11 protein-coding genes are annotated in these 13,080 nt (G+C 70.0%); all 11 read right to left on the bottom strand.

From position 1 onward, the window contains the following. Positions 1-84: 84 nt before the first annotated feature. The 11 genes from FH715_RS01005 to FH715_RS00955 all read right to left on the bottom strand — a co-directional run bounded on the left by FH715_RS01005 (position 85) and on the right by FH715_RS00955 (position 13,078). Complete coding sequence (locus FH715_RS01005; protein WP_139640064.1) at positions 85-984, bottom strand: hypothetical protein; 900 nt, start codon at positions 982-984, stop codon at positions 85-87. Positions 985-1,045: 61 nt separating this feature from the next. After that, positions 1,046-2,239 carry an MFS transporter gene (locus FH715_RS01000; RefSeq protein WP_139640063.1) on the bottom strand — a complete coding sequence of 398 codons (1,194 nt, stop codon included), beginning with the start codon at positions 2,237-2,239 and terminating at the stop codon, positions 1,046-1,048. Positions 2,240-2,290: 51 nt separating this feature from the next. After that, entirely contained in the window at positions 2,291-2,905 is a 615-nt protein-coding gene (locus tag FH715_RS00995) for a TetR/AcrR family transcriptional regulator (protein ID WP_139640062.1), read from the bottom strand. Positions 2,906-2,959: 54 nt separating this feature from the next. Continuing rightward, positions 2,960-4,588 (bottom strand): ATP-binding cassette domain-containing protein, encoded by a 1,629-nt coding sequence (locus FH715_RS00990; protein ID WP_425472649.1) that lies wholly within the window; start codon positions 4,586-4,588, stop codon positions 2,960-2,962. Between the two features lie 97 nt (positions 4,589-4,685). Next, on the bottom strand, positions 4,686-6,005 hold the full coding sequence (gene rfbH / locus FH715_RS00985) for a lipopolysaccharide biosynthesis protein RfbH (protein ID WP_246108470.1): 1,320 nt from the start codon (positions 6,003-6,005) through the stop codon (positions 4,686-4,688). 44 nt (positions 6,006-6,049) lie between these two features. Next, on the bottom strand, positions 6,050-8,083 hold the full coding sequence (gene pabB, locus FH715_RS00980) for an aminodeoxychorismate synthase component I (protein ID WP_139640059.1): 2,034 nt from the start codon (positions 8,081-8,083) through the stop codon (positions 6,050-6,052). Next, the gene (locus FH715_RS00975; protein ID WP_139640058.1) at positions 8,080-9,582 is read right to left on the bottom strand and encodes a class I adenylate-forming enzyme family protein; all 1,503 of its coding nucleotides are present in this window, start codon (positions 9,580-9,582) and stop codon (positions 8,080-8,082) included. Before FH715_RS00975 ends, pabB begins: the two co-directional genes overlap by 4 nt. Before the next feature lie 42 nt (positions 9,583-9,624). Further along, entirely contained in the window at positions 9,625-10,566 is a 942-nt protein-coding gene (locus FH715_RS00970; RefSeq protein ID WP_139640057.1) for an NAD-dependent epimerase/dehydratase family protein, read from the bottom strand. Between the two features lie 12 nt (positions 10,567-10,578). Continuing rightward, positions 10,579-11,790 (bottom strand): hypothetical protein, encoded by a 1,212-nt coding sequence (locus tag FH715_RS00965; RefSeq protein WP_139640056.1) that lies wholly within the window; start codon positions 11,788-11,790, stop codon positions 10,579-10,581. Continuing rightward, the gene (locus FH715_RS00960; RefSeq protein ID WP_139640055.1) at positions 11,787-12,335 is read right to left on the bottom strand and encodes a nucleoside 2-deoxyribosyltransferase; all 549 of its coding nucleotides are present in this window, start codon (positions 12,333-12,335) and stop codon (positions 11,787-11,789) included. The genes FH715_RS00965 and FH715_RS00960 overlap by 4 nt, the downstream gene beginning before the upstream one ends. Then, positions 12,332-13,078: a class I SAM-dependent methyltransferase gene (locus tag FH715_RS00955; protein WP_170184589.1), complete on the bottom strand. Its 747-nt coding sequence runs from the start codon at positions 13,076-13,078 to the stop codon at positions 12,332-12,334. Before FH715_RS00955 ends, FH715_RS00960 begins: the two co-directional genes overlap by 4 nt. Positions 13,079-13,080 lie beyond the last annotated feature (2 nt).

Here is a 13,080-nt window from a genome sequence, read left to right as displayed (position 1 = left end):
CGTTGCGGGGGCTGCTGGCGCGTGGCGCGCCGGTCCGGCCCTAGGGCGTCGCGCCCTGATCCATGAAGGTCCAAACGGGACGACCTAACCGAAGTTCCGCTTCACCCAGTCGTCGTCGACGTGCTTGGTCGTCACGCCGAAATCGATCTCCAGCTGACGCAGGAAGGAACTGACCACGAAAACCCTGTCGATGGGGACCTGCCTCAACGCCGCCACCAGGCCCGGGAAGTCGAGGCTCCGGGTCTCGCTCGCGACGAGGGCACCGGCCGCTTCCTCGGCGGACGTCACGGTGTACATGCCAGGCACGGCCGTGACGACGGGCACGCGCGGATGGGCGAGCGGGCGTGAGCGCAGCAGCGCCTCCAGCCGTCGACGGCTGGGCTCGCGCAACGGGGAGTGGTACGCCTGGTGTGCGAGGGAGCGCTCGACGACCTGTAGTTCCGCTGGGCCGTCGGCGCGCGCGGCTTCGAGAACCGGACGGAGGCCGGAGACCATGATCATGCGGCCGGCGCCGCCGAGGACCGGGCCGAAGTCGCAGGAGACGGTCATGTGCGTCGGCTGCTCGTAGTAGCGCCAGTCGACCGAGGCCGGGACGAACGCGAAGCCGATCGCCTCGTCCCGATCAGTGTCCTGTAGGTGCCGCTCGCTGAGGAAGCGCACCACCGTCTCCGTGGAGGCCGAGCCGGCGGCCCGCAGGGCGGCGAGTTCGCCCAGGGAGACGCCACCGTACACAGAGGCCGCGCCGTGCCGCTGCTCCAGGACGCGCGCCGCGCTGAGCATGGCGGCAAGCTGCCGGACCCAGCGCAGCAGCACCGGATGGATGTGCGGCACCTCGCCGTCGACAAGTTGGTCCACTGGTATGCCGACCACGTCGGCGAACTCGCGATAGACCGACCGCGCGACCGCAGAACTTCGCAACACCGGTTCGTATCCGCGGAAGTCCACCGAGGCGTCGGCAGGTCCGAACAATATGCACTTCGTCATGGCAACCCCGTCCTTCGCTGTATGGGGAACGATCGCGCCCGCCGGACTCCTTGGCTCCGACTCAGGGCTTCGCCACGGCCCCCGCGGCGATCGGCGAATGTTTCGCCGCGTTGATGGCCAGCGTCAGCAACCCGAGGGCACTGACACCGAGTACGGCCGCGACGACGGGCAACAACCCGGCGCCGGCGCTGGTGAGGGTCAGGCCGCCGATGGCCCCGCCCAGGGAGACCCCCAGGTAGGTGCTCGACGTGTTGAGCGCCAGAGCTTGGGCGGCGACCGGCCCGGCGAGGAGATACAGGCGCGCCTGAATGGCGGGGGAGTTCCAGAAGGCCATGCCGCCCCAGATCGTGCCCACCACGACGAGCACGGTGAAGGGCACCGGGCGTACGAACCAGGCCAGCCCTAGGAGGACCATGATCCCGGTGAAGATGCCGATGCCGGCGACCAGCGAGCGGTCCGGTCCCCACCGGTCGGTCGCCTTCCCCCCGGCCCAGATGCAGACGATGCCGGCGAACCCCGACAGGCTGAACGCGAGGGCGCGCTGGTTCACGCTGGCGTCGCTCACCGCCGCGAGATAGGGCGCCATGTAGGTCAGCATCATCATCGAACCGGTCATGAGCGCGCAGTTCGCCAGGAGCCCGAGGGAGATCGGCGCGCTGGCGAGCGTCCGCAGCTGGTCCCGCACCGGGGGCACATCGTCCGCCGTGTCGCCCTCCCGCGGCAACGCCGTGAGCAGAAGGAGCAGCGCCAGCACCCCGCCTACGGCCATGGCGACGAAGGTTGTCCGCCAGCCGTGGTGGCCACCGATCCAGGTGCCGATCGGGACCCCAGCGGCGATCGAGCCCGTCACGCCGAGGGCCACGACGGCGACGTACCGCCCGATGTGGCCTTCCGGGGCGTGTTCTGCGGCGAAGGCGAACACCGCCGGGGTCGAGGCCGCTGCCGCGAGTGCTGCCACGATCCGCAGGGCCACAAGAAGTTCGAAACTGTGGGTGGCGGCAGCCATCAGGTTCGCCGCGACGAAGAGTGTGAACGCGGCGCTGAACAGAAGACGCCGGGACACTCGTGCCAGGGCGACTCCGGCGATCGGCGCCGCCAGGGCGACGGTGAGGGAGAAAACGGTCACCAGTTGACCGGCCTGTGCCTCGCTGACATCCAGGTCCCGGGCGATCTCGGGCAGGACTCCCGCGATGACGTAATCATCGGTATACAGGACAAAAGCCGCAGCGAGTAGCGCGAACAGCCACGCGGGCACTACTGGTCTCCTTCGTGAGTCGTCGTTCGCGCCTGGGGCGCGGAAGCCGAATCAGTCGTCGATCGGTGCGGGGGTGGTCCTCAGGGTCGACCTCAGGTGCGCGCGCAGTGTCGTGCGGACGCGCTCCACGCCGAGCGACCCGTGCGGTGTCACCGAGTCCAGGATCAGGCCGCCCAGGACGGCGATGATCCGTTCGGCCTCCTCGGCCGGGTCGCCCACTTCGAGGACGCGCAGCGCGTCCGTGATGACCAGGCGCATGTCCGCGGCCATCTGTTCCGTCACCGGGCGGAACGTCGGGTTCACCCGGGCGGCGACGATGAACTCCGTCAGCACGATCGACTCGACGCGACGTTCCTCGTCGATCGGCAACAGCTCCTCCAGTCGTCGCTGGAGCGCTTCCACGGCTGCTTCCCCAGTGAGGCCGGCCAGCGCGTCGGTCGGATAGCGGGTGAGTCGCGCGCCCATGCGGTCGCCGACCTCGGTCACGGCGGCGACGAGAAGGCTTCTGTGGTCGTCGAAGTAGTGGCGTACGGAACCGATGTTCAAGTCCGACTCCGCGGCGACCTTCCTGAGAGAGACGCCGCTGAAGCCCTCGGAGACCAGGAGGCGGAAAGCCGCCTCGATGACATCCCTGCGGCGCTGTTCAAGGTCAATCCGAGCTGGCATTGCCGAATGGTATCACAGGTGTGACAAAAAGAGGGGGTTGTCCGACGCGCGGGCTCAACCTCGGCGCCTGACCACCCGCTTCTCGTCCCAGACCGGTTCGGGCGACTCGTACACGGCGCCGTCGGAACCGAAGACCAGGAAACGGTCGTAGTCCCGCGCGAACCACCGGTCGTGGGTGACGGCGAGCACCGTTCCCTCGAAGGCGCGCAGCGCGTGTTGGAGCGCCTCGGCGGAGACCAGGTCCAGGTTGTCCGTCGGCTCGTCGAGCAACAGCAGCGTCGTGCCGCCGAGTTCGAGCAGCAAAATCTGGAACCGCGCCTGCTGCCCGCCGGACAACGAGTCGAACGTCTGCTCCGCCGCGCCCGCCAACTCGTAACGCGCCAACGCCCGCGACGCCTCCTCGCGCGGCAGCCCCGACCGGCGCTCGTCGCCCCGGTGCAGCACCGAGACCAGCGTGCGGCCGGCGAGGTCGGGCCGCCCGTGCACCTGCGCGAACCACCCCGGGCGCACCCGCGCCCCCAGCCGCGCCACCCCGGTGTGCGCCACAGGATCCACCGGGAGGTCGCCCACCGGCTCGTGCTCCGGCTCGGGGGCGCTGCCGCCGGCGGCGAGCAGCCGCAGGAAGTGCGACTTGCCCGAGCCGTTGGACCCCAGCACGGCGACCCGGTCGCCGAACCACACCTCCAGGTCGAACGGCTTCATCAGGCCGGTCAGTTCCAGCCCCTCGCAGACCACCGCCCGCTTGCCGGTGCGCCCGCCGCGCAGCCGCATCGCCAGCTGCTGTTCGCGCGGCTGCGCGGGCGGCGGACCGGCCTTCTCGAAGCGTTCGAGCCGGGTCTGCGCGGAGCGGTAGCGGGAGGCCATGTCCGAGTTGTACGAGGCCTTCTGCTTGTACATCAGCACCAGGGCCTTGAGCTTGGCGCGCTCCTCGTCCCAGCGGTTGCGCATCTCGTCGAAGCGCTCGAACCGCTCGACGCGGGCCCGGTGGTAGCTGTCGAAGCCGCTCGGGTGCACCCAGGCGGTGTTGCCCGCCGCGCCCAGCTCGACCGTGACGATGCTCTGGGCCGTGCGGGCCAGCAACTCGCGGTCGTGGCTGATGAACAGCACGGTCTTCGGGGTTTCGCGCAGGCGGTTCTCCAGCCAGCGCTTGCCGGGAACGTCGAGGAAGTTGTCCGGCTCGTCCAGCAGCAGCACCTGGTCGGTGCCGCGCAGCAGCGCCTCCAGCACCAGCCGCTTCTGCTCGCCGCCCGACAGCGTGTCCACGGGGCGTCGTTGGCACTGGTCGAAGGTCATCCCGAGCGCCTCCGTGGTGCAGACGTCCCACAGCACCTCGGCGTCGTAACCGCCGGCGTCGCCCCACTCGGCCAGCGCGTTCGCATACGCCATCTGCGCCGCGGTGTCGCCGCCGGCCTCCATGGCCGCCTCCGCCCGGTCGACGGAGGCCGCCGCGCGGCGGACGCGCGGGTCGGCGACCGACAGCAGCAGGTCCCGCACCTGGTCGCCCTCGCGGGCGGTGAACTGCCGCATCACACCGAGGCTTCCGCCCCGCGTCACGGCACCGGAGTGCGGCGCGAGGTCGCCGGAGATCATCCGCAGCAGCGTCGTCTTCCCCGACCCGTTGGCCCCGATCAGCGCGGTCTTCGCGCCCTCGCCGACCCGCAACGAGACCTCGTCCAGCAGCATCCGGCCGTCCGGCAGCCCGTACGAAACAGTGTTGACGTCGATGTATCCCACGGCCGCGATCTTATCACGGGTGTGATAGACGGGGTCGAGTTCGGTGTCACGCCCCGGGGCCGCCACGCGCCTTCACGAACTCGGTGATGCTCTGCGCCACATAGTCGATCTTCTCGATGCTCAGACCGGGATAGACCCCCACCCAGAAGGTGTGCTCCGTGATGAGATCGGTGTGGATCAGCTCCCCGGAGACCCGGTAATCACGCCCGACATAGGCGGGATGACGGGTGAGATTCCCGCCGAACAGCCGTCGGGTTCCGATGCGCCGCTCCTCCAGGAACGCCACCAGCTTCTGCCTGCTGAACGGTGCCTCCGGCAGCACCGTGAGCACGAAACCGAACCAGCTGGGGTCGCTCTCCGGCGTCGGCTCCGGAAGCACCAGCCCCGGGAGCCCGTCCAGCGCCTTCCGGAGATGGTTCCAGTTCCGCCGCCGGATCTCGCCGAACTCCCGCAACCTTTCGAGTTGGCTGATACCGAGCGAAGCCTGGAGGTCGGTGGCCTTCAGGTTGTAACCGATCTCCGAGAAGATGTACTTGTGGTCGTAGCCGTGCGGGAGCGTCCCGAGTTGGTAGTCGAACCGTTTGAAACACGTGTTGTCCTGCCCCGGCTCGCACCAGCAGTCCCGGCCCCAGTCGCGCAGTTGCTCCACCAGCCGCGCCAACCGCAGGTCGTTGGTGAGGACACAGCCGCCCTCTCCCGTGGTGATGTGGTGCGCGGGGTAGAAGCTGACCGTGGAGAAGTGGCCGAACGTACCGGTGAGTTGACCCCGGTATGTCGAGCCGAGGGCGTCGCAGTTGTCCTCCACCAGGTAGAGGCCGTGCTCCTCGGCGAGAGCGGCCATCTCCGCCGCCCGGTACGGGTTGCCCAGCGTGTGCGCCATCGCGATCGCCTTGGTGCGTGGGGAGATCGCCTCGGCCACCCGCTCGACCGTGGCGTTGTACGTGCCAAGTTCAACGTCGACGAACACGGGGATCAGGCCGTTCTGGATGAGCGGGCTCACCGTGGTGGGGAATCCCGCCGCCACGGTGATCACCTCGTCCCCGGGGCGCAGTCGCTCCTCGCCCAACTGGCGTGAGGCCAGCGCCGACACGGCGAGCAGGTTGGCCGACGACCCCGAGTTCGTCAGGTGGGCCTTCCGCAGCCCGAGGTGCCGCGCCAGGCGGCGCTCGAAGTTCCGGGCACTGGTTCCCGCGGCGATGCGCATGTCCAGCGCCGCGGCGACCAGCGCCACCCGGTCGTTCTCGTCGAGCGCGGCGCCGGAGGGCCAGATGGGGGTGACGCCGGGAACGAACTCCCCCTCCGCACTCGCCTGGTGGTAGCTGCGGGTGAGTCGAAGGATCTCGTCCTTCTCGCCGCCGGTGGACACACATGCCTCCTGAGATTCGTCCTGTGCTGTCTTCCGCGTCCTGCTCAGTCGAGGTTTCCGAAGGCGGATTGCGGGGCGGCTGCCTTCACCAGCGTCTCCGCGTACTCCGCCTCCGGATCCGACAGCAGGGTGATGGCGCCGCCGACCCCGAACGACGCAGAGTCCCGCCGCAGTACAAGGGTCCTGATCACCACACTCAGGTCGGCGCGCCCGTCGAGCGAGATCCAGCCGAGCACCCCGGAATAGACTCCCCTCGGCTCCTCCTCCAGGGTGGCCAGGATCTCCATGCTGCGCAGCTTGGGTGCGCCGGTCATCGAGCCGGGCGGGAAAGCCTCGCGCACGCAGTCGACCGCCGTGACGTCACGGCGCAGGCGCGACTCCACCGTGCTCACCAGCTGGTGGACCGAGGCGAACGTGTGTACCCCGAACAGCTCGACGGGGCGGACGGAGCCGATCTCCGAGACGCGGCTGAGGTCGTTGCGCATCAGGTCCACGATCATCAGGTTCTCGGCGATCTCCTTCTCGTCGCTGGCGAGTTCCCGCTTCAACGCCGCATCCTCACGCGCGCTGACGCCGCGTCGGCGGGTGCCCTTGATGGGGCTCACCCGCACCCGCCGGTCTCCGTCGATGCCCATGAACCGCTCGGGCGAGGCGGACAGCACGGAGAACTCGGCGTTCCGCAGCAGCGCGCCGTAGGGCACCGGGCTGGCGGCGCGCAGCCGGGTGTAGGTCTCGCAAGCGTCGAACTCGCCGCGTACGGTGGCGGTGTTAGTCAGGCAGAGTTCGTACGACTCGCCGCTGCTCAGATAATCCTGGCAGCGCTGGATCTTCGCCAGGTACGCGTCTTTGCCGTCTCGGAAGACGATCTCGCCCGACTCGGCGCGCGGTCCGGGCTCCGGGGCGTGCGGTGGAGCCGCCCGCACCCGGGCCACCGTGCGGGCCGCGGTCTCCAACCAGGCTCGTCCCTCGGCGCGTTCACCGAGGCCTCGCCCCGAGGCGAACAGCAGATAGACCGAGTGCTCGGCGTGATCGACGACAACGTAGCGGTCGGTGAGCAGAAAGCGGGCGTCAGGCAGCGGGGAGTGCCGGGTGACGGTCATGTTCTCCGTGTCGGCCCGCAACTCGTACCCGAAGTAGCCGACGAAGCCCGGGCGGAACTGGAAGGGGAGCGCCGTGTCCCCGGTCACACGCACAGCCCGCTGCTGGCTGTTGAGGAACGTGAAGATGTCCTCGTCGACGCTCCACGCCGAGCCGTCCGGGCGGGTCACGGTGGTGCGTCCCTCGACCACCCGATAACTCACCGTTGTGGAACGGGCGTCCGGCATTCCACCAATGATGGAGAACCGCCCGTGACCGGTGGCGGAGCTGTCGAGCCAGAAGCTCTCCCGCGACGCCCCGCAGAATGCCTCGTACAGCGCTGCGGAGTCGACCTCGCCGTCCACGCGTGTCCACGTGCACTCGACCGCGTCGTCGGCGGGGAGGCCGGTACGCGGCTGCCTCCGGTACTCCTCCACAATCTCGACGAAATTCCGCAGCAGAACCCTTCCGTCGTCGCTGAGGACCGACTCCGGGTGGAACTGGACTCCCCACAGAGGCCGCTCGACGTGACGGATCGCCATGGGGACACCGTCCTCGTCCTCGGCGACGACCCGCAGCGGCTCCCCGACGTCTGACAACGCCAGGGAGTGGTACCGCACCGCGGTGAACTCCTCGGGCATCCCGTGGAACAGCCGGTCGCCGCGGTGCCGGACGCGCGAGGTCCTGCCGTGCATGATCCGCGGCGCCGTCCCGACCTTCGCCCCGTGTACGTCACCGATGAGCTGGTGCCCCAGGCAGACCCCGAGGAGCGGCAGATCCACCGAGGTCACGAGCGCGCGGGATATTCCGACGTCCGCCGACACGTCGGGACTTCCGGGACCCGGCGAGATCACCACGCCGTCGAACTCGTCCAGGGAGACCGACGCCAACGGGCCGTCGTTCCTGACGACCACGCACGTGACGTCCGGAAGCTCGCTCAGATACATCCAGAGGTTGTAGGTGAAGGAGTCGTAGTTGTCGACGATAAGGATTCGGGTCATCGATCCATTCCAGGTTCTCCGGCGCCGAGCGCGTGGCCCAGCTGGTGCCTCATGATCTTTCCGCTGCCGGTGCGCGGGATCTCCGCGACCGGCGTCCACCGTTTCGGGACGCGAAAGGGGTCCAAATGCCGGCGTAGTTCCGCCCGGAGCTCGGCGAAGCGCTCCTCCGGATCCTCGACCGACGGGGCGAGGACCACCAGCGCGCTGAGGGTGGTGACGCCATCGACCAGGGGCGCGAGCACGGCGCAGTCCACCACCTCCGGCCGGCTGCGAAGAGCCGTCTCGATCTCGACCGCCGACAGGGAGATGCCGCCGACGTGCAGGAAGTCATCGGTGCGGCCGACGACCACGAGCCCCCCGTTGTCGGCCCAGTAGCCGTAGTCCTTGGTCTCCCACCAGCCGTCTGCCAACAGTTCGAGAGGGCCGTCCACGGTCACCGCGGTGCGGGGCAGCGTCGGCCCCGACACCCAGACCTCCCCGATCTTGCGCCCGTCGGGCCCCACCGACGGCGGAAGATCGGCCGCCTCGCGGAGTTCGACCCGGTAGTTTGGGCAGACCGGACCCGTCGTGCCCTCCGCCCGACGGGCCACGCCGTTCGCGCAGAAGGCGTTGCCGACCTCCGTCGAGCCGATCTGGTTCAGCACCGGAACCTGCCAGCGGTCCTCCAGCCGCGCGGCGACGGAGTGGGGGAGCGGCTCGCCGGCGGAGACGAGCGCCCGCAGCCCCTCCGGGCGTTCCATGGCCGTGGCCTCGACATGGTCGGCGAGCCTGGCGAGCGCCGACGGGACGGAGAACGCCACGGTGGCGCCGTACCGGTGCAGGGTGTCGGCGAAGCCCTCCGGGCTTCTGCGCCGCGGACTCACCACGACCGAGGCCCCGCTGAACAGCGGGTAGACGAACTGGTTGTTGAAGCCGTAGGTGAAGTAGTACTGCGACAGGGAGACCAGGGTGTCGTCCGCCCGCAGGTCCAGCCCGTCGGCGCCACCGACCGCCGCGTGGAAGTACGGCAGGTCGGCGACGGTGTGCGCCACGGCTTTCGGGACGCTCGTCGTGCCCGAGCTGTACAGGTAGTAGCGCGAGGAGGCCGCGCCGTCGAGGGACCGGCGACTTTCCTCGCCGTGCGGCGGTCGCGTGGCGACGCGTTCGATGTGCGGGCCGCACTCCCGGTGCGAGACCACGAATCTGGTGGGCAGTACGCCCAGCATCCGCACCCGCACGCGTGAGTCGAGATCGGGGTTGACCACCAACGGCACCGCACCGACAGAGTGCAGTCCGAGGAACGCGGGCATCCAGTCGGGCCGGTCACCTATCAGCAGCCCGACGTGGTCCCCGGACCTGATCCCGTGGTCAACGAACGTCCCGGCGAGTTCCTGGGCACGTGCGTGCACGTCCCGATGCCGCAGGACGTCGCCCGTCCGCTCGTCCACTACCGCAGCCGTGTCGCCCCAGCCGCCGCGGTCCGCGAGGTGGGTGGCGAGAAGAAGTGTGTCGCTTTCCATGGATCTCCCCCGTTTCGTGGATATGCCGTCGGAAGGTCGCGGTCAGCCGGGTGCGACCGCTGGGGCGCGCCCGAGGGCCGCGCCGATCGAGTCGGCGAGTGTGTACCGCCGTGTCCAGCCCAGCCGCGTCGTCGCCCGCGAGATGTCGGCGTGCTGCCAGGTCGAGCCGGTGCGCAGTCCACCGGGGCCCGGGACGAACCGGCAGGGCACGCCCGTCTGCTTGGCGAACGCCTCGAAGAGCTGCTCGATGCTGGTCCCGGTCCCCGACGCCGCGTTGTAGACGGCCACCGGAGGGCCGGGGCGACGGGCCGCCAGGGCTACCAACCGTGCCACGTCCCGGACGTCGACGAGGTCCCGCACCGTCTCCGGTCGGGGCACGTTGGCCACCACCCGGTCGTGGCCCGCTGCCGTGGCCGCCCGGTACAGTCCGGCGGCCGCCGCCCACAGACCGTGGCGGCCGTGCCCGGGGCCGATCACGTTGAAGGCACGGACCAGGGTCAGCGGCTGGCGCGTCCGGTAGGCAGCCCGCACCAGATAGGAGGCGCCGCTCACCTTGGACTTCCCGTACTCCGTCGTGGGCGCCAGCGCGGTCGATTCGCTCACCGGGATACCGGGGACCGTGTCGCCGTACTCGTGTGACGACCCCAGGTGCACCAGCGACTTCGCCGTCCCGGAGAGTTCGCACGCCTCCGCCAGACGGCACGGCCACACCACGTTGTCCCGACGCACCACCGATGGGTCGATGGCCCAGGGAGCGCCGACCGCGTTGACGATCACGGCGGGGCCGCGCGCCCTCAGGAAGCGGGACAGGGCGGCGGACGACCAGTCGTGCCCCGAGTAGTAGGGGCCGGTGACGTGCCCGCCGTCCGTCGCTCGTCCGCGCCGGTCCACGCCGGTGCAGTTCCAACCGTCGGCGGCGAGCGCCTCGGCCACGTGCCCCCCGAGGAACCCCCCGGCGCCGAAAACGACCACGGTGCCTGTCATCCCGCTGCCCCGTCAGTTCCCGGTGGCCGCACGGGCCGTGTCGAGCACGACCTCCGCGGCCACCTTCGCGCCGTCGGTCCCGATCTTGTCGACCATGCCTGTCCAGGTGTCGGCCGGGAGCGTCAGGGCCTCCGGGATCAGCCGCTCGACCTGGGCCTTCAAAGACCGGCGTGTCAGCTCGGAGCGCAGCGCCAGCCCGTCGGCGATGGCCCCGTAGACGTACTCGTTTCCCGCCGCCTCGGTCCTGGCAGCCTCCCGCGCGACGACTGCCTCGTCGACGACCTCGGCGGGCCAGCGAGCCCCCGTTCCGGACCCGGTGGCGATCCGGTGGATCTCCGCCTGCTGGAATCCGGAGACGTTCTGCGGTGGGAGCCGGATCAGCGGGGTCCCGCACGCACTCGCCTCCAGTAGGCTCATCAGCCCCGGCTGGCTCAGGCAGAGTGCGCTTTCCGCGATTCGCGCCCGGTATTCGGCGCGGGGCAGGGGACCGCAGCGGAACTTTGCCCGCCCCCGATACGGCTCGACGACGGCCTCCAACGCGGCCACCGGCGTGTTGCCGGCGACCAGCACCCGGTCGAAGCCCGCCTCGACCAGGGCCTCGACGACCCCCGGGAGCACCAGCGATGGATAGGTCGTCGTGTCCCGCGAGGTCAGGCCGAGCATCCCGCCGAGCGTGACGATCGCCTGCCGGTTGCCGTCGGCGTGGCCGAACGAGTGCCGGGCCGCCCGCCCCGCCTGCCACGGGACCACCGCGCCGATCCACCGCAGCGCGCGGATGTCCCGCATCCAGCCGAGGGTCTCGTCGGACAGCCCGGGCAGTCGGAGGGCGAGATAACGGCTGACCTCCAGCGGGGGGACGGCGAGGTCCGCGCCGTGCCACAGGAACGGCATGAGGTCGAGGAAGACGGTGCGCACCCCGGCCGCCTCAAAGGCGCGGGCGGCGAACCCCTCCAACGTCACCAGTGCCACGTCGAGTTCCTTCGCGGCGGCGGCCCGGGTCAGCGCGTCGTAGTCCGCGCCGTCGAACGTGCACCACTCGTCGACGACGTCCTCCATGAGGGAGCGCCCGTACTCGCTGCCGAAGGCGACGATCCGGCAGTCGTCCGGCGCCATCCGTCGGATCTCGCCGATCACGGTCTCCAGCGCGGCATGTGGCCCCCAGCCGAAGTTGACGCCGAGGACACCGACCCGGAGCCCGCTACCGGCCCGGTCCCGCGCGGTCACCGTGCCTCTTCCCGCGAGCGGAACTTCAGGGCCTGTGCGACCTCCGCGCTCTCCCAGAGGCGATCCGTGGCGCGAAACCTCGTTCCGAGGTCGTAGGCGAGGGAGCACGCCTTCTCGACCACGGACGGGTTGGCCGGATCGCCCTCGACCACCTCCAGTTCGAGGAGGGTGCCCATGCCGCGGATCATGGAGGAGAGCGACGCGAACGACGAGGTGACCAGGACTGTCGGCCGGCGAACCGAGGCCGCGTAGCCGAGTTCGAAGGCCACCCCGGAGGACGGCTCGTCACCGACCAGCGCGCACAGGCTGTCCGAGACGTGCAGGGCACGGAGGTCGTCCCGCATGCACTCTTCCGGAGGCAGCCCCGCCGCCCCCCACTTCTCGTTCAGGTGCGAGCTGAAGACCGAGGCTCCCAGCTCGGAGAGACGCGTGTGGTAGGCGAGGATCTCCGCCTTCCGCTCCGGCAGGAACACCCCGTCGCGGACGAGGTTCCCGAAGGGTGCCGCGAGGAACACCTTCGGCGTCGGGACCGGGGACACTCTCATGCGCTGACCGCCTTTACCACGATGCTTCCGCCGAACCGGCCGCGTGCCTGTCCCGTGGAGTAGTCCCGGAACGCCATACGCGCCACCCGGAAACCGGACTCCCGTAGCAGCCGGGCCACTTCGGAGGGGCTGAACAAATGAACTGAGGTGTGCAGGACTCTGTCGCCGTTCCGGTAGGACGCCGTGAAGTCGCCGCTGCCGGATCGGAGCCGGTCTCGCGCCACGTTGCGCAGCGCGCTGAGCCGGCCGTAGGCCACGGCGTTGTAGCGGTTGTTGACGTCGAACACCAGGACGCCGCCCGGCGTCAGCAGCTCCCTGATCTGCCGTAGTCCTGGCACCAGTTGGGCGCTCGGGACATGGCCCAGCACGTTCGACAGGCAGGTCACCAGGTCGAAACGCTTGGCGAGGGCGTCCGGCAGCTCCGGTGCCCCGAGCGGCTTCGCCAGGACTCGCGCCTCGGGACAGTTCCTCCGGGCGAGCGCGGCCATCTCTGGGCTTTCGTCGATGGCGGCGACATGACCGGGGCGGACTCGGGCCACGACTCGGCTCAGTCGTTCGCCGGTTCCGGTGCCCACGTCGAGCAACGCGAGCCCCGGCTGTCCGACCGCTGCGGCGACCTCACCCTCCACCGCCTCGAAGTAGCCCTCGTGGCGAGTCATGTAGGAGTCGTAGCCGTGGGCGTAGGCGTCGTAGAACCGCTTCGACGTCACCGAGGAGGTCGGCGGTGTAGAACTCTTCGACATGG

The organism is Streptomyces sedi, assembly GCF_006335015.1.
GTDB lineage: Bacteria > Actinomycetota > Actinomycetes > Streptomycetales > Streptomycetaceae > Streptomyces > Streptomyces sedi.
The sequence above is the reverse complement of the archived record's forward strand: the minus strand, read 5'-3'. Positions and strand labels throughout refer to the sequence as shown.